23 protein-coding genes are annotated in these 22124 nt (G+C 62.9%); 14 read left to right on the forward strand and 9 right to left on the reverse strand.

Going from position 1 to position 22124, the window contains the following annotated elements; all coding sequences use genetic code 11:
* Positions 1-36 precede the first annotated feature (36 nt).
* The 3 genes from FEZ59_RS00275 to bioB are packed head-to-tail and all read right to left on the reverse strand — an operon-like array spanning position 37 to position 1873.
* Complete coding sequence (locus FEZ59_RS00275; protein WP_172932059.1) at positions 37-627, reverse strand: DUF2567 domain-containing protein; 591 nt, start codon at positions 625-627, stop codon at positions 37-39.
* A gap of 11 nt (positions 628-638) precedes the next feature.
* Positions 639-863 (reverse strand): hypothetical protein, encoded by a 225-nt coding sequence (locus tag FEZ59_RS00280; protein WP_019748812.1) that lies wholly within the window; start codon positions 861-863, stop codon positions 639-641.
* Positions 860-1873: a biotin synthase BioB gene (bioB, locus tag FEZ59_RS00285; protein ID WP_024487821.1), complete on the reverse strand. Its 1014-nt coding sequence runs from the start codon at positions 1871-1873 to the stop codon at positions 860-862. The genes FEZ59_RS00280 and bioB overlap by 4 nt, the downstream gene beginning before the upstream one ends.
* Positions 1874-2037: 164 nt before the next feature.
* Between bioB and FEZ59_RS00290 the strand changes: the two genes are divergently transcribed.
* Entirely contained in the window at positions 2038-2703 is a 666-nt protein-coding gene (locus tag FEZ59_RS00290) for a TetR/AcrR family transcriptional regulator C-terminal domain-containing protein (protein WP_021344526.1), read from the forward strand.
* Here the strand turns inward: FEZ59_RS00290 and FEZ59_RS00295 are convergent.
* Together FEZ59_RS00295 and FEZ59_RS00300 are read right to left on the reverse strand one after the other, a co-directional pair.
* Positions 2692-3000 (reverse strand): AzlD domain-containing protein, encoded by a 309-nt coding sequence (locus FEZ59_RS00295; RefSeq protein ID WP_021344527.1) that lies wholly within the window; start codon positions 2998-3000, stop codon positions 2692-2694. The genes FEZ59_RS00290 and FEZ59_RS00295 overlap by 12 nt on opposite strands.
* Positions 2997-3692 (reverse strand): AzlC family ABC transporter permease, encoded by a 696-nt coding sequence (locus tag FEZ59_RS00300; RefSeq protein WP_037249420.1) that lies wholly within the window; start codon positions 3690-3692, stop codon positions 2997-2999. The genes FEZ59_RS00295 and FEZ59_RS00300 overlap by 4 nt, the downstream gene beginning before the upstream one ends.
* Before the next feature lie 64 nt (positions 3693-3756).
* Between FEZ59_RS00300 and FEZ59_RS00305 the strand changes: the two genes are divergently transcribed.
* The 3 genes from FEZ59_RS00305 (at position 3757) to FEZ59_RS00315 (ending at position 5248) form a co-directional block, all read left to right on the forward strand.
* On the forward strand, positions 3757-4329 hold the full coding sequence (locus FEZ59_RS00305) for an XRE family transcriptional regulator (protein WP_021344529.1): 573 nt from the start codon (positions 3757-3759) through the stop codon (positions 4327-4329).
* Positions 4330-4430: 101 nt separating this feature from the next.
* Entirely contained in the window at positions 4431-4844 is a 414-nt protein-coding gene (locus FEZ59_RS00310) for a VOC family protein (RefSeq protein WP_172932061.1), read from the forward strand.
* A gap of 29 nt (positions 4845-4873) precedes the next feature.
* Entirely contained in the window at positions 4874-5248 is a 375-nt protein-coding gene (locus FEZ59_RS00315; protein ID WP_172932062.1) for a VOC family protein, read from the forward strand.
* A gap of 5 nt (positions 5249-5253) precedes the next feature.
* Here FEZ59_RS00315 and FEZ59_RS00320 read toward each other — a convergent pair whose 3' ends face one another.
* Positions 5254-5418: a hypothetical protein gene (locus FEZ59_RS00320; RefSeq protein WP_019748819.1), complete on the reverse strand. Its 165-nt coding sequence runs from the start codon at positions 5416-5418 to the stop codon at positions 5254-5256.
* A 288-nt stretch (positions 5419-5706) separates the two neighbouring features.
* Between FEZ59_RS00320 and FEZ59_RS30220 the strand changes: the two genes are divergently transcribed.
* The 7 genes from FEZ59_RS30220 (at position 5707) to FEZ59_RS00350 (ending at position 12635) form a co-directional block, all read left to right on the forward strand.
* Positions 5707-5835, forward strand: coding sequence for a hypothetical protein (locus FEZ59_RS30220; RefSeq protein WP_021333694.1), 129 nt, complete (start codon positions 5707-5709; stop codon positions 5833-5835).
* Positions 5819-6334, forward strand: a complete 516-nt coding sequence (locus FEZ59_RS00325) for a tail fiber domain-containing protein (RefSeq protein WP_108912743.1) — start codon at positions 5819-5821, stop codon at positions 6332-6334. Before FEZ59_RS30220 ends, FEZ59_RS00325 begins: the two co-directional genes overlap by 17 nt.
* A gap of 10 nt (positions 6335-6344) precedes the next feature.
* Positions 6345-8318 carry a helix-turn-helix domain-containing protein gene (locus FEZ59_RS00330; protein WP_172932063.1) on the forward strand — a complete coding sequence of 658 codons (1974 nt, stop codon included), beginning with the start codon at positions 6345-6347 and terminating at the stop codon, positions 8316-8318.
* Between the two features lie 106 nt (positions 8319-8424).
* Entirely contained in the window at positions 8425-9714 is a 1290-nt protein-coding gene (locus tag FEZ59_RS00335; RefSeq protein ID WP_020908041.1) for a hydroxymethylglutaryl-CoA reductase, degradative, read from the forward strand.
* 5 nt (positions 9715-9719) lie between these two features.
* On the forward strand, positions 9720-10688 hold the full coding sequence (locus tag FEZ59_RS00340) for a hydroxymethylglutaryl-CoA lyase (protein ID WP_081671559.1): 969 nt from the start codon (positions 9720-9722) through the stop codon (positions 10686-10688).
* Positions 10689-10749: 61 nt separating this feature from the next.
* Entirely contained in the window at positions 10750-11256 is a 507-nt protein-coding gene (locus FEZ59_RS00345; protein WP_019748825.1) for a hypothetical protein, read from the forward strand.
* Positions 11253-12635 carry a tripartite tricarboxylate transporter permease gene (locus tag FEZ59_RS00350; protein ID WP_003941745.1) on the forward strand — a complete coding sequence of 461 codons (1383 nt, stop codon included), beginning with the start codon at positions 11253-11255 and terminating at the stop codon, positions 12633-12635. Before FEZ59_RS00345 ends, FEZ59_RS00350 begins: the two co-directional genes overlap by 4 nt.
* 59 nt (positions 12636-12694) lie before the next feature.
* Here the strand turns inward: FEZ59_RS00350 and FEZ59_RS00355 are convergent, their stop codons facing one another.
* The 3 genes from FEZ59_RS00355 to FEZ59_RS00365 form a co-directional block, all read right to left on the reverse strand.
* Positions 12695-14107, reverse strand: a complete 1413-nt coding sequence (locus tag FEZ59_RS00355; protein ID WP_346343208.1) for a diguanylate cyclase — start codon at positions 14105-14107, stop codon at positions 12695-12697.
* Positions 14108-14187: 80 nt separating this feature from the next.
* Complete coding sequence (gene bioD, locus FEZ59_RS00360; RefSeq protein ID WP_021344538.1) at positions 14188-14871, reverse strand: dethiobiotin synthase; 684 nt, start codon at positions 14869-14871, stop codon at positions 14188-14190.
* Positions 14868-16013: an 8-amino-7-oxononanoate synthase gene (locus FEZ59_RS00365; protein ID WP_019748828.1), complete on the reverse strand. Its 1146-nt coding sequence runs from the start codon at positions 16011-16013 to the stop codon at positions 14868-14870. The genes bioD and FEZ59_RS00365 overlap by 4 nt, the downstream gene beginning before the upstream one ends.
* A 38-nt stretch (positions 16014-16051) precedes the next feature.
* Between FEZ59_RS00365 and FEZ59_RS00370 the strand changes: the two genes are divergently transcribed.
* From FEZ59_RS00370 to treY, 3 genes are read left to right on the forward strand one after another with little or no spacing between them, the layout of a single operon-like run.
* The gene (locus FEZ59_RS00370; RefSeq protein ID WP_020908047.1) at positions 16052-17344 is read left to right on the forward strand and encodes an adenosylmethionine--8-amino-7-oxononanoate transaminase; all 1293 of its coding nucleotides are present in this window, start codon (positions 16052-16054) and stop codon (positions 17342-17344) included.
* Positions 17345-17401: 57 nt separating this feature from the next.
* Entirely contained in the window at positions 17402-19741 is a 2340-nt protein-coding gene (gene glgX / locus FEZ59_RS00375) for a glycogen debranching protein GlgX (protein WP_021344539.1), read from the forward strand.
* Positions 19742-19754: 13 nt separating this feature from the next.
* Positions 19755-22112: a malto-oligosyltrehalose synthase gene (treY, locus tag FEZ59_RS00380; RefSeq protein WP_172932064.1), complete on the forward strand. Its 2358-nt coding sequence runs from the start codon at positions 19755-19757 to the stop codon at positions 22110-22112.
* Positions 22113-22124 lie beyond the last annotated feature (12 nt).

Genomic DNA, 22124 nt, shown 5'->3' on the forward strand with positions numbered 1-22124 from the left:
GGCTGTATAGAAGCAACGGCTGTATAGAAGCAACGGCTACGGGAGTTTCGGCTGGACCTCGTCGTCGGTCTGTTCGGCCTCGGTGGCCGGATCCCCGGATTCCGAATCCCCAGATTCCGGGTGGTCCCCCACACCGAGGTCGTCGTACGGATTGAGCACTGCCAGAACCAAAGTCACGACGCACGCCGCAAGCGGCTGAAACAGAAGCACGAGCAAGGTGCCGATGTTCGGTGCACGCGCGATGATCTCCCCGACCGCCGGATTGTCGGCGGTGGGGAAACGCAGATTTGTCACGCCCGAACCCACGAGTGCCATCAGTCCGGCACCTGCCGCCGAGCCGACTATCAACCCGCCCAGGGCATACGGGCCTCGACTCAGACGCGCCAACCACGCCGCTACTGCCGACAGCACACCGACGATCAGTGCCAGCCAGATGAACACAGCACTCGCGTCGAACTGATGGAGGCTCTCACCCGTCAACGCGACGCCGCGCCCCTCGGACACCACCAACAGATGCTCGGCCGGAGCCAAGAACGCCCACACCACACCGACGAGCACGCTCACGCCCGCAGTGGTTGCGGCGATCACGATCGCGGTGCGCAGACGAGTCTGCCGAAGAGAGATCACACAGAGTGACGCTACCTGCGGGCGGCGTCGATCGAGTCGACGACACCGTGTCGGGAGCATTTCGCCCACCATCCGTCAGGGCTGACCTGAACGATCATGCGGCGCCCGCACTGCTCGCAGAAGCGAGGCGGCTCTAGCCCCATCGACGCCGCAGTCGGCGTCGGATCGTCGACACCGTCGACGATCCGACGCCCGGTGAACGGGTTGTACCGCTCCTCGGTCACCGGAGTGCTCACAGAGTGTCGTTCAGTGCTTTGATCGGCATCTGCAGATCCACCAACAAATCCAGATCCTTCTCGGCGGGACGCCCGAGGGTGGTCAGGTAGTTGCCGACGATGACGGCGTTGATTCCGCCGAGGATGCCCTGCTTGGCACCCAGATCGCCGAGAGTGATCTCGCGTCCACCCGCGAAGCGCAGGATCGTGCGGGGCAGCGCGAGACGGAATGCCGCCACGGACTTGAGCGCCTCGCTGGCGGGCAGCACATCCAGATCCCCGAAGGGGGTGCCGGGACGCGGGTTGAGGAAGTTGAGCGGGACCTCGTCCGGCTCGAGTTCAGCCAAGTTCGCGGCAAATTCTGCGCGCTGCTCCAATGATTCACCCATACCGAGGATTCCGCCGCAGCACACTTCCATGCCTGCTTCGCGAACCATCCGAAGCGTGTTCCACCGCTCTTCCCACGAGTGTGTGGTCACGACGTTCGGGAAATGCGACTTCGAGGTCTCCAAGTTGTGGTTGTACCGGTGCACACCCATGGCGGCCAGTTGGTCGACCTGTTCCTGGGTCAGCATGCCGAGCGAGCAGGCGATCTGGATGTCGACCTCATTGCGGATCGCCTCGATACCTGCGGCTACCTGAGCGAGCAACCGGGCGTCAGGTCCGCGGACGGCGGCCACGATGCAGAACTCGGTAGCGCCCGACTTCGCAGTCTGCTTGGCAGCTTCCACCAGGCTCGGGATGTCCAACCAGGCCGCGCGAACCGGCGACTGGAAGAGTCCGGACTGCGAGCAGAAATGGCAGTCCTCGGGGCAACCGCCCGTCTTGAGGCTGATGATGCCCTCGACCTCGACCTCCGGTCCACACCATTTCATACGCACATCGTGGGCGAGAGCCAGCAGGTCTTCGAGCCTGTCGTCGTCGAGTCGGAGTACGTCGAGCACCTGGCTTTCGGTCAGGCCAACTCCTCTTTCGAGAACTTGCTCACGCGCCTGGTCGAGGATGTCGACCGTCGCAGGGGCCGTGCTAATCGGGGGCGGGGTCACAGACGTCTCCTTCGAAACCAGCAAAATTGAACACCGTACAAGTTGAACGGTGTTCACGTTAGAGACATGGTGGAATACTGTCAAAGGCGGGTCCGATCGACATCCGATCGCGAGCGGTCCACAGCGGGACGAAACGAGGGGAACAACAAGTGCAGTTGCGACGCGGCGACGTGCTGGACGGCGCCATGGCGATACTCGACGAGTTCGGACTTGCCGACCTCACGATGCGCAGGCTCGCAACGTCACTGGGTGTCCAACCCGGCGCCCTGTACTGGCACTTCCCGAACAAGCAGACCTTGCTCGGTGCGGTCGTCGACAAGATCCTCGAAGACCTCGACACTCCCGTAGACGCAGAGACATGGCAAGACGCGTATTCCGAACTGGCACACAGACTTCGGTCTGCCCTGCTGGCGCACCGCGACGGCGCCGAGTTGGTCAGTGCCACCTTCGCTTCGCGGATGACAAGCAGCAAGGTGCGCGAGCACTTCGTACACGCCGGCGAAGAATCCGGGCTATCACGCGAGCATGCCCAACTCGCGGCGTACGCCCTGCTGTACTACGTGCTCGGCCACACCGTCGACGAGCAGTCCCGAGCGCAGATGGAAGAAATGGGGGCACTTACCCGAGCACCCATTTCCCCCGACTCCCCCGAGGTGATCGGCGGCGGTTCCGACGAGGACCTCCTCGACGGCGATCCGACAGTGCGCTTCCAGTTCGGCCTGGACCTGTTCATCGACGGCATCCGCACTCGCCTGAATTCGACCACACATTCAACGCGCACAGAATCGGCTCTACGACACTCCTTACAGCCGTAGTAGTGCAGTAGTGCCGGCCGCGACAATCACCACTAGTACCAATGGCGCCTTGAACCAGGCGCAGATGCCTCCAGCCACCACGCCAAGCATCCGCGCCGGCCCCGCAACGTCATGCCCGGTGAAGATCGTCGATGTCGCAACCACTGCAAGCAGCAGCACCACGACAGCACGATCGAGGGTTTTCTCGGCAAAGCTCGAAAGCTTCACCCGAGAGCGGAGCAGAACGCCACTTGCCCGCAAAGCGTAAGAGCCGCAAGCGAACACGACAATACCGATCCAGACCGACGCGGCATTCATCGAACCTTCTCCCGGAACGGTATCGTCACCGCGATACTCAGCAGCGCTACGAGCGGCGCGGTACCGGGCGGCAGGAACGGCGACGTGGCCACCGCGACTGCTGCACCGATCAGGGCGGCAAGCAGCGTCACCTTTTCCTTCAGCGCAGGCAGGACAAGGGCCAGAATGACAGCCGGAAACGCGGCATCCAATCCCAACGCGCCGGGGTCTCGGACGACGCTGCCGAGCAACCCGCCCAGCAGCGCTCCGATCGGCCACGACACCGCGATCCCGATTCCACAGAACCAGAAAGCCGCACGCTTGCGCTCCACCGATTCCTGCGCCATGGCGACCGCGACGCTTTCGTCGTTGACCAGGTGCGCGCCGACCATACTGCGCCAGCCTGAATCTTTGTAGCGACCCCTGCCGAGAAATGATCCTGCCGACATCCCGTAGGCGAAGTTACGTGAGTTGATCAACAAGCCCGCCACAACAGCAGCGGTGGCACTGCCTCCGGCTGCGATGATTCCGATGAACAAGAACTCCGAAGACGCTCCCAGAACGAGTACAGCCAACGCCGAAAGCTGCCACAACGAGAATCCAGCCGATCCTGCCGTCACACCGTAGGACACACCGACGATGGCCACGGAGAGCCAGATCAGCACGCTCACCCGAACCGTGTCTCGATCAACTGTTCGCCATAAAGAACGCATGTATTCTATGTTGAACGAAGTGACACCGTTCGTCAAGTAGAACGACCGATCGGAGAATCGAACGATGACCAGTAATGAAACGGATACAGCGGAGACTCCTCAGAAACTGGTCGCCGTCGCACTCAAACGCGAACGTGCCCGAGCAGGCTTGAGCCTCTCGGAGGTGGCGCGGCGCGCCGACATCGCCAAATCCACACTCTCCCAACTCGAATCCGGCCTCGGGAACCCGAGCCTCGAAACACTGTGGGCACTCGGCAACGCGTTGGGTGTGCCGTTCTCACAACTCGTCGACTCGCAGGCACAGACCGTTCAATTGATTCGAGCCGGAGAAGGTCCCGCAATTGCTTCGGCAAACGCGTCGTACATCGCGACGCTCTTGGCGCCGAGCCCACCGAACGCACGACGCGATCTGTATCGCATAGTCGCCGAACCGGGCGAGCCGCGTATTTCGACTCCGCATGCGCGCGGCACCACCGAACACGTTGTGATCGGCACCGGGCGAGCGGAGGTCGGGCCCACCGCAGATCCGATCGAGCTCGGCCCGGGCGACTATCTCGCTTATCCCGGCGACGAGGAGCATATCTTTCGGGCGCTCGAACCAGGGACGACGGCGATCATGGTGTCGGAACACAGCTGAGCCGCGATGAGTTTCGCCGCTGCGGGAAGTCTGTATCTGGGAGGTGATGTGGCCAGAGCCTCGATTGCCGACGACAGTAACGACCGACAGCAGGAGGACCCATGTCCGGATCCAGCATCAGCAGCATTTTGCTCTCGAGCACCAACCCCGAACGATTGCGCGACTGGTACGCCGAGGCGTTCGCCCCGAAGGTCGACCGGACTCCCGGTGAACCTGGCTACGACGTCCTCGACTTCAACGGTTTCTACGTAATGCTCGACAGACGCGACGACGTCGGTGAGACCAACCCCCAGCCGGGTCGCATGTTCCTCAACGTCGAGACCGACGACGCCCGGTCGATCGCACAGCGCATCGACGCACTCGGCGGAAACTGGCACGCTCCGCTCGAAGTCCGCGGGGGCAGTTTTTTCGCCACCGCGATCGACCCCGACGGAAACTACGTTCAGATCATCGAGTTCAGCGAGGAGGCCAGGGCCGACATGGAATCCGGAATGACGGATTCCCAACCCACCTAGTCCGACAACAGCTAGGAACGGAGATAGCCATGCTTGCGGACACCAAAGCATTCAGCGGATTTTCGGTGACAGACATCGATGCTGCACAGAAGTTCTACGGCGAAATACTCGGGCTGAAAGTGACCGATGAAGACATGGGGCTGATTCGGCTACATCTTGCCGGCGGAACCGAAATCCTCGTCTATCCCAAACCGAATCACGAAGCGGCGACGTACACGATTCTCAACTTCGTCGTCGACGACATCGACACAACCGTCGATCAACTGACCGCACGTGGCGTGGAGTTTCTGAAATACGACGGATTCCCCCAGGATGCGCGAGGCATCATGCGTGGCAACGGCCCCGACATCGCGTGGTTCACCGATCCAGCCGGCAATGTTCTGTCGGTAATCAAGGAGTCCTGACGCGCTTAACCGCTGAACAGCTGTGACTGCCGCTGTTCAGCGGTGTCGGTGTTCGAGCGTTCTGCTGCCGCAGTTTCACGCTCGGCCGCCAGTTGCTCGGCGCTTTTTGCGTCGACAACGGGCTCCGACGCGCTGAGGTCGGAAAACAAGCCATTGCTCGATTCGTTCACATGCCACCCTTTTGCCTGGTCATCGTTGCCGCGCGCAGATAAACCTGCGTTAGAGATCGGTCGATGGCTACTTGATTACTGCCGCCCGTACGGCGCCGACAAGGCGCCGATGACCCAGCAGTTCTTGACCCAGTGTTGCACGCCTGTGTTTTCCACGAGAAATTCGGTCCAGACGGGTTGTCATCGCCCGCACGGCGGAGCAATGTGAAAGATGAGCGCGGAGCAGGTCGGCAGCACTTTCGTCGGACACCTGGCCCCTCAATTCACCGCACAATTTTTGGAGGAATCATGTTGGGAATTGCTTTGGGCCTCGGCAGCGCTGCTGTCGGAATCGGCCTCGGACTACTGGGCGCGGGAGCGGGAATTCTGCTGAGCGACAAGACCGTCAAAACTGCGCGACGTGACCTCACCGCCTGACGAGGGCGAGCGCACTGACTATTTGGACACTCGGGTCAGCACTCGGGTCAACGCGGCGATGCGCCACCCCGCGCAGTGGGTGCTCTCGCACGCCACACGTCGCCGCGGCGTGGACACAGACGCAGCCGTTCCCACCAGCGCCCAGGACGTGCTCGACCGGTTGACGGCTCTCCGAATCAGCACGTGGAGTTACGGTTTCGACCACAAGTCGATCCGTCATCTCGGACCGATGGCACAGGATTTTGCCGCAGTCTTCGGCCTGGGATCCAACACCCGTCGGATCTCGGCCGTCGATGCAAACGGCGTCTGCATGGCGAGCATCCAAGCATTGAACCGCAAAGTTCTCGCCCTCGAGACAAAGGTCAGCGCGCTCGAGAAGGACATGGACAGACTGCACGAAGAACTGGGAGGCACGGGCACGGATCGAAATGCATTAAAGGTCAACAACAGTCACACACCCCCGCCGCTCGACGAGTTCGGTAGGTCCGCAGGTCTGTAGTTTGTTCGGTGTGACCGCCCCTGATTCAGACTCCGACTCAGAACCCAACGAGATTGCCGCGCTGTTCGACGTGACGTCCGACTCCGTCGGTGACGAACATGTCGAACAGGTACTTTCCGAATTCGGCCTCGGCGCAACGGAGATCACGCAGACCGCGGCCCGCATCCGGGCCAGTCGGTCGGAATTCCGCCGACTGCGCCGTCGCGAGAACGAATTGGCGGTCCTCTACTCGAGTGCGCGTGAACTCGCGCAAGTTCGCGACGTGGACACTCTGCTCCAGCGACTCGTCAACCGAGCACACGACATCATGGGCACCGACGTCACGTACCTCTCCGAGTTCGATGTGGTCACCAGAGATCTGAATGTTCGAAAGACAGCAGGCGCCGTCTCGCCGGAACTACAGCATCTACAGGTTCCCGCCGGCGCGGGACTGGTCAGTGCGATTGCCGAATCTCGAGCAGCCCAATGGGTTCAGAACTACAGCGACTACACGCAGTCGCGTCACGACGAGGTGGTCGACGCCGCGATAGTCGCCGAAGGTCTGGTGGCGATTCTCGGCGTGCCGATGCTCTCGGACGGCCAGATCCTCGGAGTCCTGTTTGCCGCCGACCGCCGGGAACGACGATTTACTGCCGATCAGATAGCCCTGCTCTCGGCGCTGGCGGATCATGCCTCGGTGGTCCTGCAAACCGCGCGGGCGCTCGACCGCGCCGAGGAATCCGCCGCCGAGACCGGGCGAGCACTCGACGAACTGCGGGAGCACGTGTCCGCGCGCGACAAGTCGAACATCGTCCACCAGGATCTGATCCACGCCGTTCTCCGTGGCGGCGGATACGCCCAGGTTGCACGAACCCTCAGCAGCGCACTCGAGCGCGGCACCGTCGTGGTCGACAGTGAGCTACGCCCTCTGGTCAAATCCTCGGGCGAGCAGATCACGACGGTGCCGTTGTCTCTACCTCGCGCCGTGTCCGAGGCCATCGACCAGAGTCGCCGAAGCGGCCGATGCACGTTCGTCGCCGATGACAGTGAAACCGTGATCCAACTCGTCAGCGCCATCACCGCCGGCGAATCATTCCTCGGGGCCATCTTGCTGAATCGTTCGGACGCGCCGATCGGACCTGTCGAACTCAGGACCGTGGAACGGGCCGCTCAGGTTACTGCGATCCTCGTGTTGCAACACACGGCGGCGGCAGCAGCGGATCGGCGCGCACGTGACGAACTGGTCGCCGATCTGTTGAGCACTGCGCCCGAGCGCAGGCGCGATCTCGAACGTCGGACCCGCAACCTCGGCATCTCCCTCGGCGAACTCGATACCGTCCTCGTGGTGTCGGTTGCTCCGGAACTCCGCACCGCTGCGCTCCGCGCAATCGGGCAGAGTTTGCCGGTCGGGGCTTTGGCGTCGCAGCACGCCGGATTGATCGCGGTGGTCTCGCGCTCGGGGAACCCGGCAGCCGCGGCGACCGTCGTCCACCGCCAGATCACCGGTTCGGTGGGACCTCACGCCGTGGTGATTGCGCCGGCAACGGCGGAGCGTCCCGAAGACCTCCCGGCGCGCTTCACCTCTGCCCTGCGTACTGCTCGCCTGCTCTCGGCGTTGGGCAAGACCGACGGCGCGGTCACGACGGCGTCGTATCTGCCGTACACCGTTCTGTTCGGCGAAAATCCGGAATCACTTCATCAGTTCATCGATGACGTGATCGGCCCGGTACTCGCCTACGACCGCGACAAGGACACCGATCTCACTGCGACCCTGCGCGCCCTCATGCGCAACGAAGGAAGCCCGACCAAGGCTGCCCGCGCCCTCAACTATCACCCGAACACCGTCATTCAGCGTCTCGAGCGCATCCGCACGCTCCTCGGTCACTCGTGGCGTGAAGACGAGAACTTCTTTCGGGTGTCCATGGCGACGAGGCTCGACGAGCTTCGGCAAGTGGGCGCCGAAGAGGCCGGGGGTGAGACCGTCGACAAAGACGGTGGTGCATGACACTACAATTTCGACCGATCGATGTGCCCTGAGCACGTGGCCTGGCAGCCATCACCCTCCCTACTGTGAAGCGGAGCACAGAATCACTTCAGGAGGACCACCCCCCGTGTCAATCAACAGCCGGTCTATCAATAGCCGTATCGCCAATTTCCGGTCCTACGATGTCGCCGCACGGCGCGCCGAGATCGTCCGCCAGACGGACCTGACCGAAGCAGACATCGCGGTCTACGACGCTGCCGACGGTCTCACCATCGATCAGGCCGATCGCATGGTCGAGAACGTAGTCGGCGTCATCGGCATCCCGGTCGGCGTCGCCACCAACTTCACGATCAACGGCACGGACTACCTGATCCCTCTCGCCACCGAGGAGCCGTCGGTAGTCGCAGCCGCGAGTAACGCTGCCCGCATCGCACGCGGACTCGGCGGCTTTCACGTCTCGAGCACCCCGCCGATCATGCAGGCCCAGATACAACTCGTCGACGTCGTGGATCCGGCGGCCGCCCGAATCCGACTCCTCGAGGCTCGCGAGGAAATCATTGCACTCGCCAACGAGCAGGACCCGAAGTTGGTCAGCGTCGGCGGTGGTGTGAAGGACATTTCGGTTCGCATCGTTCCTTCGGACAAGGCCACCTACGTGGTCCTCCATCTTCATGTCGACGTACGAGATGCCATGGGCGCCAACGCCGTCAACACGATGGCCGAGGCAATCGCGGATCGAGTCGCCGAGATCGGCGGCGGACACGTCGTCCTGCGCATTCTCACCAACAAGGCCGATCTGCGGCTGACGCGCGTGCGCGCCGTGTTCGACGCCGAATTGATCGGCGGCGCAGAGGTTGTGGACAACCTGATCCATGCCGCGCGCTTGGCGGAGCTGGATCCCTACCGCGCCGCGACGCACAACAAGGGCATCATGAACGGCATCAGCGCCGTAGTGCTGGCTACCGGAAATGACACGCGCGCAGTCGAAGCCGGATGCCACTCCCATGCAGTCAACGCCGACGGAATCTACTCCTCGCTCTCGCATTTCGAGAAGAATGCCGACGGAAACATCGTCGGCACCCTCGAGCTGCCCATGCCGGTCGGCCTCGTCGGCGGGGCCACCAAAGTGCACCCCGTAGCGCAGGCCGCAATCAAGATGCTCGGCGTCGAGAGCGCCGAGGAACTCGCCGGCATCATCCTGGCAGTCGGTCTGGCGCAGAACCTGGCCGCTGTCCGCGTTCTGGCCAGTGAAGGTGTCCAACGCGGACACATGGGACTGCACGCCCGCAACATCGCTGCCACCGCCGGAGCGCAGAAGAGCGAGATCGACGCCGTGGTCGCACGCCTGATCGCGGACAAGAGCATTCGCGTCGAACATGCCGAGAAGGTTCTCACCGAGATCCGCGGCGGAAACTGACGACAATGACCGAAACAGTTGCAGGATCACCAGTGTGGAAGCCGGCGCCTCATCGAGTGCCGGCGCCGGGACTACCGACCTCGGTCCGGATCTACGAAGTCGGGCCACGCGACGGACTTCAAGCAGAGACGGCGGTGATCCCGACCGAGACGAAAGCCCAGTTCATCGAACGCCTCGTCGCGGCGGGTTCCCGCACTGTCGAATTGACGAGCTTCGTCTCACCTCGATGGATCCCGCAACTCGCGGACGCGGAAGAATTGATGGATCGGCTGCACCTGCCGGACTCGGTACGTACGGTCGTTCTTGTCCCGAACCGTAGGGGTCTCGAGCGGGCCGTTGCCGCCGGAGCGCGCGAAGTTGCAGTGTTCGTCAGCGCTACAGAGGAATTCGCTAAACGAAACCTCAACTCGACGGTGGACGGCGCTATAGCCGCGGCCACCGAGGTCACTGCCGCGGCAAGAGCTCTGGGACTTCCCGTCCGCGGCTACATCTCGATGTGCTTCGGCGACCCTTGGGAAGGCACTGTGCCCGTCGAACGTGTCGCCGACATCGCGAAGACCCTGGTCGACAGCGGTGTCACGTCACTCTCACTCGGCGACACCATCGGCGTCGGCACACCTGGCCATGTGCTCGCCTTACTCGACGCCCTCCGAGAACGTGGCATCCCCACATCGCAGATCGCCATGCACTTTCACGACACCTACGGCCAGGCGCTGTCGAACGTCTATGCGTCGTTGACCGCTGGAGTATCCGAATTCGACAGTTCCGCAGGTGGTCTCGGACGGTGCCCGTACGCCAAGGGCGCGACCGGGAATCTCGCCACCGAGGATCTGGTGTGGATGCTCCACGGCCTCGGGATCGACACCGGCATCGACCTGGATTCCCTTATCGACACAAGTAGTTGGATGGCCGAACAGATCGGACACTCGAGTCCGTCCCGAGTCGTCACCGCCCTCCGCGCAGCACGTACCTGACACTCGCACGCAAGCCCCTCCCTGTACGACCCCCTGCCATGCATGACACTGGAGAAGACTGATGTCACCACCGCAGTCGGCAACGACGCCGACCACCACAACCGCGCCGACCGATCAGCAGACATACCTCGAAGTCTGGGGCGACACTGTCAACGGTCGACACCTCGCGATCTCCGTCGCAGTCGGCAGTGTCGTGGGCGCCTCGGCTCTGCTTGCGGCCCAGTCTCTGTTCGAACGGGTCGTCAGCGAACCGTCGTTGGCCCAGGCGTACAGCCTGCTGGTCGGTATCGCTGCCTGCCTGCTCGCCGGCGTCGTCTGCGGAATCTTCATCAAGCCGAAGCGGATAGTCGCCTTGGCCGCCGCCGACGCGGAGTCGATCGACGGTGTCATCACGACGATGAGTGAGCAGCGTCAGGGTCTGGGCACTCTCGCCGACATTCCGGAGCAGAGTCGACAGGAACTTCGCGAACTCGGTCTGTACGACCACTTCGCCGCTGCCGAGGCCGAGCACGCACAGGCCTCGAAGACATCGCCCTCGAACCCGCCGAAGGACGGTGGGCGCGCATGAGTTCGGTTCTGACCAACGAAATTCTCATCGCCGTTCTCTTCGGCATCATCGGTGCTGTCGCGTTCACGTTCATCGGATTGATCTCCGGCACGGACGAGACCGCCACCATCGCACCGCTGACTCTGCTCGTGATTCTGCTCGGCGCTCCCCCGGCGGCAGTCTTCACGTTCTTCCTCTCCGGTGCGATCGCCAAACACATGACGCATGCGGTGCCGACGATGCTGCTGGGCATTCCCGGCGACACGATGGCGATTCCGCTCTTGCCGGAAGCGCAGATGATGCGCTCACTCGGCATCCCGCACATCGCACTCCGCAAGGCGATCTCGGGAGCAGTGATCTCGGCGTTCGTCGCCGTGCCGGTTGCCGTCCTGTTCGCGACCATCCTCGCGCCGTTCGCCGACACCGTTCAGTCGATCGCACCGTGGCTGTTCCTGGTCGCCGCCATCGGCATCGCCTATGCCTCACCAGGCCGCTGGGCCGGGGTGGTCGCCCTCGTTCCGTTTGTCATCTTGATCCTCGGCGCCCGCGCGTTGACGTCGAATTACGATGTGTCGCTGAACATCAGCTACTTCCTGGCCATTGCGGTCGGGCCGCTGATCGCCGACCTCGCGCTGACCCTGGGGCCGTCGAGCCGCAAGGACATGGAACGCAGCGAACCCAAGACCGTCGCACTGGCCCCGGACATCAAAGGATGGAAGGGATACTTCCCCAATCCTCTGAAGGTCCTCGATCGCAAGCAGATCGGTTACACCGCAGCCGCTTCCACGGTGTCGAGCGCAACGTTCGTTTTCAGCCCCGTCGCCATGACAGTTCTGATGGGTGAGCTGGTAGGTGCGCGGATCAAGAACGGATATCACCGACTGACCACCATGGTCTCGGCAAAGAACGGTACGACGGAATCCACCTACATCGCGGAAACCCTCATCCCTCTCGTGGCCTTCGGCCTTCCGCTCAGCCCGCTGGCAGCAGGTCCCGCGGCCCCTCTGTTCAACGCTCCGCCGGTCTTCGAGACCAATCAGGAAACCGGAGTGATCAACAATCTCTCCACGTACCTGACGCAGTGGGAGTTCCTGCTCTACGGACTGCTCGCAGTGGTCACGGCAACGGTCATCGCGTACCCGTTTGCCATGAACTACGCGTACCGCGCTGCGTCAGCGGTGGTCAAGCACATCAGTCACGAAGCTGTGATCGCGGTGTTCACGGGACTGGTCGTGGTCATCAGCATCTGGGAGGGCGGCATCCTCGGGCTTCTGATCACCGTGACGGTCGGCCTGGTCGGTGGCCTTCTCGGGCGCCTGTTCAAGATTCACGGCGGTGTTCTGTTCATGGGTTACTACGTGGCGCTGTTCAGCGTTCCTGCCCTGATCAATCTGTTCTGATTCGCTGGATTCCACCAACACGTGCGGACCCGCAAGAATGTGGGTCCGCACGTGTTTCTTCAGCTACCGACCGTGAGAGCCACGGTTCGATTCCGGTCCAGCTTCTTCGCTCGGTACAACGCCTCGTCAGCGCAATCGACCAATTGCGTCAGGTCTGCGTCGCCGTGGGGTGAACATGCGACGCCGATGCTGACCGTCGGCCCGAGTTCACCCAATACCGCCGACGAATTCTCCGCTTGTGCGCGTCGAATCATCTCGGCCGTTTCGGTCGCACCCTCGAGATCGACGCCGGCCATCAGTACGACGAACTCCTCACCGCCCAACCGGGCGAAGAGATGCTTGTCATCGAGGTTCCGCCGCACCTGATCGGCAAAACTCACCAACGCGGTATCGCCGGCGCGATGGCCGAGGTTGTCGTTCACCATCTTGAAGTGATCCAGATCCATCATCAGGACGCTCACCGGACGACCAGAGTGGCGACGCGGATCGGGCGCACCCGTCACGCTGCCGCCTCGCCGCAAGAACTCGTCCCGGCGCAACGCACCGGTGAGATCGTCGTGGGTGACGGCCTGTGTGAGTGCCTCGAGCGCGCGGCGGCGCTCGAGGATCACACACGCCACCGCGATCGGCGCTACCGCCAGCAACGACAATCCGATCTGGACGGACGCACTGACGGGCGAGACGCCTTCGCTGGACAATCCGAGATGCCCGTCGGCCGTCAGTACCAACGTCCAGGCAGTTGATGCGGCGGTGAGCACCGACGTGACAAAGACATTGGTGAGCAAAGCGGCAGTCACCAGCGCCGGCATGGCAAACGCGATCGCTCCGGCGCCGCCGATCACCCACTCCAAGATGATGCAGATGGCCAGCAGCGCTGTCGGAACAACTGATCGACGCAGAAGTGTGGCAACAGCTTTCGGGTCTCGATCCACCCGCCGAAGCGAAGGGAAACTCAGCACCAACGGGACGATGGTCATGTAGTTGACGAACTCACTCGAGAACCAGAGCAACCAGCCGTCCCACCACTGCCCGCCGAACAGCACGCGGTTCGCGATTCCGCCCACGAGCGCCGCCATCGACGCGGCCACGACAGTCATCGACACGAGATAGCCGACGGACTGAATACTGGTCAGTCGACGATCGTCGCCGCCCACCCAGCGGAAGGCGTAAAAGCCACTCGCAACACCGACGATGTTGGCCGCGTTGAGCCACACCGTGGACTCCCACGCCCCGCCCGTGATGAGGTCGGCTCCAACGTAGCCGGCTGCAGCGCAGATCCAGGTGAGCGGTGTGGCCGAGCGCGGCGATCGAAAGAGAATCCCGAGAAGCAGCGCATTGGCCGGCCAGAAGACAGCAAGCGTGCCCGGTAGGCGGCTCAGAATTCCGACCAGGCACGAGGCGAAGACGACTACGCCGACAAGCAGTGCGCGACGTACGGCCGATGACGACAACGACTTTTCGACCGTGCTCACCACCTACATTCGGCTGACCTACTCGCAATTCGCCCCACTGTGCCTTGGCTATCGATGCAGACAAATCGGATGTTACGGCGTCAGTTGGCCAAAGGAGACTTACCGAGCGCGCCCCAAGCGGTCTGAGCAAACTCTTGGACACTCTCGCTGCCACTTCCCGCAGGCATCAACCCGAGAAGGGGAACACCACTGACCGAGACAAGATCCTCGCGATTGCATCTCTCGGCGAGGTCCGGTTCCTGCGGCCACGAACCGATCACCAACCCGGCGCATTCCACACCGGATGCACCCAGCGCTTCCACGGTCAGAGCGGTGTGATTTAGCGTGCCCAGGCCGGACGCAACCACCAGCACTGCCGGTGCTGCCAGAGCTGCGGCGAGATCGCGCGCGGTGAACCCGTCCACACCCAACCGAACCAGCAAGCCGCCGGCACCTTCGATCAAGGTCAAGTCGTGGGTGGTGTCCAGGTCGCGAGCAACTCGGACTACGTCGTCGAGCGCCAACAACGGGAGACCACTTCGACGTGCAGCAGTATCCGGCGCCAAAGGTTCGGGATACCGCGCCAACTCGACCACCGTCACGCCGCCCCCGGTCAGACGCTCGATCTCGGCCAGATCACCCGCACCGTCCACGTCGACGCCGGTCTGGGCCGGTTTGAGCACTGCAACCGACTTGCCCGACTGCAAGGCCACCGATGCCAATGCGGCTGTCACCACTGTTTTTCCGACGTCGGTCGACGTTCCGGTCACCAGGAAAATGCTCATGCTCGGGCACCGGCCAAGACGTCGCGCAGTACGAGAGCGATCTGCTCCATCTCGGATGCGGACAGCGTCGCTCGTGCGGTCAGACGCAGCCGTGACGTTCCTTCCGGAACCGACGGCGGGCGGAAGCAACCGACATGCAACCCCTGATCCCGGCACGCCGACGCGGCATCGAACGCCCGTTGCGGATCGCCGAGAACGACCGAGACGACAGCAGATTCAGGCGACGGTGCACCGGTGACGTCGGCGAGTTCGGATGCCCGGGCCAGGACGTCGAGCGCTCGCGTCGGCTCGCGCTGGAGTACCGCGAGTGCAGCTCTGGCCGCGCCGACAGCGGCGGGAGCGAGACCGGTATCGAAGATGAACGTTCTTGCCGCGTCGATGAGATGCGCGCGAATCTTGTTGTCGCCGAGTACAACTCCGCCCTGGCTGGCGAGCGACTTGGACAGCGTTGCCGTCACGACGACGTCAGGTTCACCCGCCAGGCCCGACTCGTGGACGAGTCCACGTCCACCGGCACCGCGCACACCGATGCCATGCGCCTCGTCGACCAGCAGGATCGCCCCGTACTCGCGGCACACCTGATGCATCTCCCGCAGCGGCGCGAGGTCTCCGTCGGCGCTGAAGACCGAATCCGTGACGACCAGCGCTCGCTCTTCCACTCTGCTGCGCAACGTGTCGGCGAGAAAGCTCACGTCCGAATGCGGAGCTACCGCAACCCGGGCACGTGACAGGCGGCAGGCATCCACGAGTGAGGCATGCGATCCCGCATCGGAGACGATCAACGATCCGGGACCCGAGAGCGCCGTCACCGCGCCGAGATTGGCTGTGTAGCCGGACGAGAAGACCAGTCCGGAGTCCGCCCCGACGAACTCGGCCAGTTCGACTTCGAGCAGTTCGTGTTCGGTGGTGGTGCCGGTGACCAGACGCGAACCCGTGGCGCCCGCGCCCCAACGACGCAGAGCCGCCGTTGCACCCTCGATCACGTCGGGGTGCCGCACGAGTCCAAGGTAATCGTTCGACGCCAGGTCGATCAACGGGGAGTCGACCGTGCGAGGACGGAGTTCGCGACGCAGTCCAGCGGCCCTACGGTCCGCTTCGACGGCAGTGAGCCAATTCAGCGAGGTGTTCACTTTTCCGACCATACTTGAACACCGTTCAACTCAATGGTTAGGGTGCATCCGTGCTCACAACCGGACTTGATCCCCATGACGTCTCCGCCATCGATGCCGATGTCCTCTGGCATCCGTACGGATCATTTCCCGCGTCGACTCGTCCGCTGATCGTCGACTCTGCCCAGGGGGCTACCCTCACGCTCTCCGACGGCCGCCGATTGGTCGACGGAATGAGCTCGTGGTGGGCCGCCATTCACGGCTACCGCAATCCCGTGCTCGACACTGCTGCTGCACGGCAGCTGGGCAAGATGAGTCATGTCATGTTCGGCGGACTGACGCACGAACCCGCCGCTCGCCTCGGGCGACTGCTCGTCGACATCACACCACCTCACCTCGACAAGGTGTTCCTCTCCGACTCCGGTTCGGTGGCCGTCGAAGTAGCAGTCAAGATGTGCCTGCAGTACTGGCGGAGCCTCGGAAAACCGTCGAAAAATCGTTTGATGACCTGGCGCGGTGGATATCACGGCGACACATTCACCCCCATGAGCGTCTGCGACCCCGACGGCGGCATGCACTCTCTCTGGACCGACGTCCTTCGCCCTCAGGTCTTCGCGCAGACTCCCCCGGCGGACTATCTCCCCGAATACGTGCAGGAGTTGGAAACGCTGCTGGCCGAGCATCACGAGGACCTCGCAGCGGTGATCGTCGAACCGGTAGTCCAAGGCGCCGGCGGAATGCGTTTCCACGACCCCGCATACCTGATCGACCTCCGTAACCTCTGCGACAAATACCAAGTCCTCCTGGTCTTCGACGAGATCGCGACCGGATTCGGACGCACCGGTGAACTGTTCGCCGCCGATCATGCCGGCGTCAGTCCCGACGTCATGTGCGTCGGCAAGGCACTGACCGGCGGGTACATGAGTCTGGCGGCAACGCTGTGCACCACGGAGATCGCAGAGACCATCACTGCCGGCGAGGGCGGCGGACTGATGCACGGCCCCACCTTCATGGGCAATCCACTCGCGTGCGCTGTCGCGGTCGCGTCGACCGAACTTCTGCTCGCAATGGACTGGCGGCGTGATGTCGCAACCCTCGAACGTGGCCTCACTCGCGGCCTCGCCGAAGCCGTCACAATTCCCGGGGTGGTGGATGTTCGAGTCAAAGGCGGAATCGGGGTGATCGAACTCGAGCAGCCGGTCGAGATGCAGAGCGCCACCGATGCGGCCGTCGACGCCGGGGTCTGGCTTCGACCGTTCCGCAACCTCGTGTACGCGATGCCTCCGTACCTGTGTTCGGACGCGGAGGTGGAACAGATCACAGCCGGAATGCTTGCAACCGCCCGCAGCCAGGCGAAACGGTGATCAGTGGCGTAGACAGTCGACAAGATTCGATCGGCTGCACCCGATAGGGTCTGATTCATGGATCAACCGCCGAGCGCGCCCTCAGCCACTCCCATCCCGGTATGGCCTGGCAGTGCGTACCCACTCGGTGCCACCTACGACGGCGCGGGGACCAATTTCTCGCTCTTCTCCGAGGTCGCCGAAGCCGTCGAACTGTGCCTGATCGCCAAGGACGGCACCGAAACCCGCATTCGGATGGACGAGGTCGACGGTTACGTCTGGCATGCGTACCTTCCGTCCGTGTCCCCCGGCCAGCGATACGGCTACCGCGTGCACGGGCCGTACGATCCGGCCGCAGGTCTGCGATGCGATCCGAGCAAACTCCTGCTGGACCCGTACGGAAAAGCGTTCGACGGAGACTTCGACGGAGACCGTTCACTGTTCTCGTACGACGTCGAGTCGGCGGCGGACCCCGAACCTGCTGGAGACGACGAAACTCCTGCCGTGGAGCCGGAAGAAGCCACCGACGAAACGAGTTCGGAAGCCGAATCGGGCGAGGTGGGCCTCGAAGACGTGTCACCCACGGGCGATCAGGAATCGGACGAGAGCCTCGAGCCCGAACCCTTCGATCCCGAACCACTCGTCGACGAACCCGCTACCATCCCTTTCCCCCAACATGATTCGCTCGGTCACACGATGTCGACCGTCGTCATCAATCCGTTCTTCGACTGGGCGTCCGACCGCTCGCCGAAGCGTCCGTACCACGAGACGGTCATCTACGAAGCGCACGTCAAGGGTATGACCGCGACGCACCCCGGAGTTCCGGAGGAATTGCGCGGCACTTACGCCGGACTCGCGCATCCGGTGATCATCGAGCACCTCACCAATCTGGGTGTCACGGCGATCGAACTGATGCCGGTCCATCAGTTCATGCACGACCAGGTGCTGCTCGATCAGGGACTGCGAAACTACTGGGGCTACAACACCTTCGGCTTTCTTGCTCCACATACCGACTACTCCTCGGCCGCCAAACCCGATGCGGCCGTGGCGGAATTCAAGGCAATGGTGCGCAGTTTCCACCAGGCGGGTATCGAGGTGATCCTCGACGTGGTCTACAACCACACTGCCGAGGGCAACCACATGGGGCCGACCATCAGCTTCCGCGGAATCGACAACGCCGCCTACTACCGACTGGTCGACGGCGACGAAGCGCACTACATGGACTACACCGGAACGGGCAACAGCCTCAATGCCCGTCATCCGCACACCCTGCAATTGATCATGGACTCGCTGCGGTACTGGGTCACCGAAATGCATGTCGACGGTTTCCGCTTCGACCTGGCCTCGACACTCGCCCGTGAACTGCACGACGTGGACCGCCTTTCCGCCTTCTTCGATCTGGTGCAACAGGATCCGATCGTCAGTCAGGTGAAACTGATCGCCGAACCGTGGGACGTCGGCGAAGGCGGTTACCAGGTCGGCAACTTCCCAGGCCTGTGGACCGAATGGAACGGTAAGTACCGCGATACCGTCCGCGACTACTGGCGCGGTGAGCCGGCAACGCTGGGCGAGTTCGCTTCCCGCCTCACCGGATCCTCTGATCTCTACGAGGCGACCGGACGTCGCCCCGGCGCGAGCATCAATTTTGTCATCGCCCACGACGGTTTCACCCTGCACGACCTCGTCTCGTACAACGAGAAGCACAACGAAGCCAACGGCGAGAACAACAACGATGGCGAATCGCACAACCGATCCTGGAACTGCGGCGTCGAAGGCCCCACAGACGACCCCGAAATCCTCGAACTGCGTGGACGTCAGAGCCGAAACATCCTGGCTACGCTGATGCTCAGCCAGGGCACCCCGATGCTTGCCCACGGCGACGAGATGGGCCGAACTCAGCAGGGTAACAACAACGTTTACTGCCAGGATTCGGAACTGTCATGGATGGATTGGACTCTCGCGGAAACCAATGCGGACCTCGTCGAGTTCACCAAGCGCGCAATTGCCTTGCGCGCCAAGAACCCGGTCTTCCGGCGTCGTCGATTCTTCGAGGGCCGACCCATTCGAAGTGGCGATCAGGGCCGAGACATCGCCTGGCTCACGCCGTCGGGCGAGGAGATGACTCCGGCCGACTGGGACAGCGGTTTCGGTAAGTCGTTGGCCGTCTTTCTCAACGGCGACGCGATCCCGGAACCGAACTACCGCGGCGAGCGTGTCACGGGAGATTCGTTCCTCCTGTGTTTCAACGCTCACTACGAAGATCTCGAATTCTCCACCCCCAACGCGGACTACGCGTCGGAGTGGACCGTCGTACTCGACACCTCGGTCCCCACCGGGGAGAGCGATACCGTGATCAAGGCCGGAACAACATTGGATGTAAAAGCGCGAGCATTGACGGTACTTCGCAGAACCGCCTGAGGGAGACGTGCACATGGCCCCGATAACCAGCACCTACCGACTGCAGTTGCGACCGGATGCATTCACTCTTCGTGATGCGGCCGCACAGGTGGACTACTTCGAGGCATTGGGGGTCTCACATCTTTATCTCTCCCCCATCCTCACTGCGACGTCCGGGTCGACGCACGGCTACGACGTCACCGATCCGACGACCGTGTCCGAAGGACTTGGTGGCCGCGAGGCTTTGGTGGAGTTATCGCGCGCGGTTCGATCACGTGGGATGGGCCTGATCGTCGATCTGGTCCCCAACCATGTCGGTGTCGCCAAACCTCGCGAAAATGCTTGGTGGTGGGACGTTCTCACGCACGGGCAGTCGTCGGAGTACGCGGACTTCTTCGACATCGACTGGGCAGACGACAACGGGGCCAACGGCAAACTCTCGCTCCCGGTGCTGGGCAGCCAGGACGATCTCGACGCACTGACTGTCGAGAAAGACGGTGAGGAAACACTTCTCGCGTTCTACGAGCACCGCTTCCCTGTCGCCTCCGGCACCGAACCCGGATCTCCACAGGAGGTCCACTCCAGGCAGTCGTACCGACTCGTACCGTGGAACGCCGGAATCATCAACTACCGACGGTTCTTTGCCGTCAACGAACTCGCTGCACTGCGCCAAGAGGACCCCAAAGTCTTCGAACTCTGCCATCGGCAATTGAAGTCGTGGGTCGACGAAGGACTGATCGACGGCGTTCGCATCGATCACCCGGACGGACTCGCCGATCCGGCGGAGTACCTTTGTCGCCTGCGGGAACTGATCGGACCAGATCAGTGGCTCGTGATCGAAAAGATCCTCGGCCATACGGAACCACTCGATCCGCTGCTCCCGATCGACGGCACTACCGGATACGACGCACTCAATCAACTGGGCGGCATTTTCGTCGATCCCGCCGCCGAACTCGAATTGACCGAACTCTCGGCAGATCTGACCGGCGACGACGGGGACAGTACGTGGTTGCATCACACCGAACGTCAGTTCAAACGCGACACCGGGCGCGGTGACCTTGCACCCGAGGTTCGCAGACTCGTGCGCGCAATCCGACGCGAAACCGGAAGTCGTTGCAGCGAGACCGAACTGAACGACGCAGTCGTCGTCGCGATCGCTCGGATGCCGGTCTATCGATCCGACTACAGTCCCCTCGCCGGTTTGGCCGCTCGCATCGTCGGCGACATGCACGAATTGGCGCCCGGGCATGAAGCGGCGTTCAACGTGCTGGCGCAATCCCTGGTGAACGGCTGTGAAGCGGCGGTTCGCTTCCAGCAGGTGTGCGGCGCCGTCATGGCTAAGTCCGTCGAAGATCGACTCTTCTATCGGACGGCGCGACTGGTCTCACGTCAGGAAGTCGGCGGCAACCCGGCATCACTTGCCGTCTCCGTCGCCGAATTCCATCTCCACAACGCGGACCGAGCGAAGCGGTGGCCGCGGGCGATGACGAGTCTGTCCACTCACGACACCAAACGCGGCGAGGACGTGCGGGCACGGATCGGTGTTGTGTCTCAGGTGCCGACCCTGTGGTCCCGGCTGATTCGCGACTGGGAAAACGTCTGCCCCAGCCCTGATCCGCTTACCGGATTGTTCTTGTGGCAGAACATCATCGGCGTGTGGCCGGCGGACGGTCGCCCCGCGTCCTCGGTTCCAGAGCTGCGCGAGCGTTTACACGCCTATGCGGAGAAAGCCGTCCGCGAGTCCGGCGCCAGGACTTCCTGGAACGATCCGGACGTCGGCTTCGAGTCGGCAGTGCACCGCTGGATCGACGAGGTGTTCGACGGACCTGTCGCTGATTCGGTCAGCGAATTCGTCGGCCGGATCGCGCGTCACGGCTGGACGGACTCTCTGGGCCAAAAGCTGCTCCAACTCCTCGGGCCCGGAGTTCCCGACGTCTACCAGGGCACGGAGCTGTGGGAGGACTCGCTGGTCGACCCGGACAACCGGCGCGTTGTCGACTACGGAACGAGGCGATCACTGCTCGAATCCGGCGCCGCGCCGATCGACGCAACAGGAACCGCAAAGTTGCACCTCGTTCGCACGGCACTGACACTGCGGCGGGAGAACCCCTCGTGGTTCGATCACGGTGAGTACCGGCCGGTCTTCGCTTCAGGTTCCGGATCCGGTCATCTGGTCGGCTTCTCGCGCGGCCCGGCAGGTGATCCGCCCATGGTCGTTGCTCTGGCGACGCGACATTCGCTCGGACTCTCGTCGCACGGCTGGCGAGACACACGAATCGACCTTCCCGAAGGCGAATGGCTCGACGCACTGAGCGGACAACCCGTCACGTCCGCAGATGCGCGCGATGTCTTCGCCGACGGACCATGTGCCCTGTTGACCAGGGTGTGCTGAGCGGTTTCCGCT

The sequence above is a fragment of the Rhodococcus sp. MS13 genome (assembly GCF_013277835.1).
Taxonomy (GTDB): domain Bacteria; phylum Actinomycetota; class Actinomycetes; order Mycobacteriales; family Mycobacteriaceae; genus Rhodococcus_F; species Rhodococcus_F erythropolis.

Excerpts from the sequence above, each read along its gene's own strand:
- FEZ59_RS00295 (WP_021344527.1), bottom strand. The coding sequence starts at position 3,000 with ATGAATGCCGCGTCGGTCTGGATCGGTATTGTCGTGTTCGCTTGCGGC.
- FEZ59_RS00300 (WP_037249420.1), bottom strand. The coding sequence starts at position 3,692 with ATGCGTTCTTTATGGCGAACAGTTGATCGAGACACGGTTCGGGTGAGC.
- FEZ59_RS00305 (WP_021344529.1), top strand. The coding sequence starts at position 3,757 with ATGACCAGTAATGAAACGGATACAGCGGAGACTCCTCAGAAACTGGTC.
- FEZ59_RS00310 (WP_172932061.1), top strand. The coding sequence starts at position 4,431 with ATGTCCGGATCCAGCATCAGCAGCATTTTGCTCTCGAGCACCAACCCC.
- FEZ59_RS00315 (WP_172932062.1), top strand. The coding sequence starts at position 4,874 with ATGCTTGCGGACACCAAAGCATTCAGCGGATTTTCGGTGACAGACATC.
- FEZ59_RS30220 (WP_021333694.1), top strand. The coding sequence starts at position 5,707 with ATGTTGGGAATTGCTTTGGGCCTCGGCAGCGCTGCTGTCGGAATCGGC.
- FEZ59_RS00340 (WP_081671559.1), top strand. The coding sequence starts at position 9,720 with ATGACCGAAACAGTTGCAGGATCACCAGTGTGGAAGCCGGCGCCTCAT.
- FEZ59_RS00345 (WP_019748825.1), top strand. The coding sequence starts at position 10,750 with ATGTCACCACCGCAGTCGGCAACGACGCCGACCACCACAACCGCGCCG.
- FEZ59_RS00350 (WP_003941745.1), top strand. The coding sequence starts at position 11,253 with ATGAGTTCGGTTCTGACCAACGAAATTCTCATCGCCGTTCTCTTCGGC.
- bioD (WP_021344538.1), bottom strand. The coding sequence starts at position 14,871 with ATGAGCATTTTCCTGGTGACCGGAACGTCGACCGACGTCGGAAAAACA.
- FEZ59_RS00365 (WP_019748828.1), bottom strand. The coding sequence starts at position 16,013 with ATGGTCGGAAAAGTGAACACCTCGCTGAATTGGCTCACTGCCGTCGAA.
- glgX (WP_021344539.1), top strand. The coding sequence starts at position 17,402 with ATGGATCAACCGCCGAGCGCGCCCTCAGCCACTCCCATCCCGGTATGG.
- treY (WP_172932064.1), top strand. The coding sequence starts at position 19,755 with ATGGCCCCGATAACCAGCACCTACCGACTGCAGTTGCGACCGGATGCA.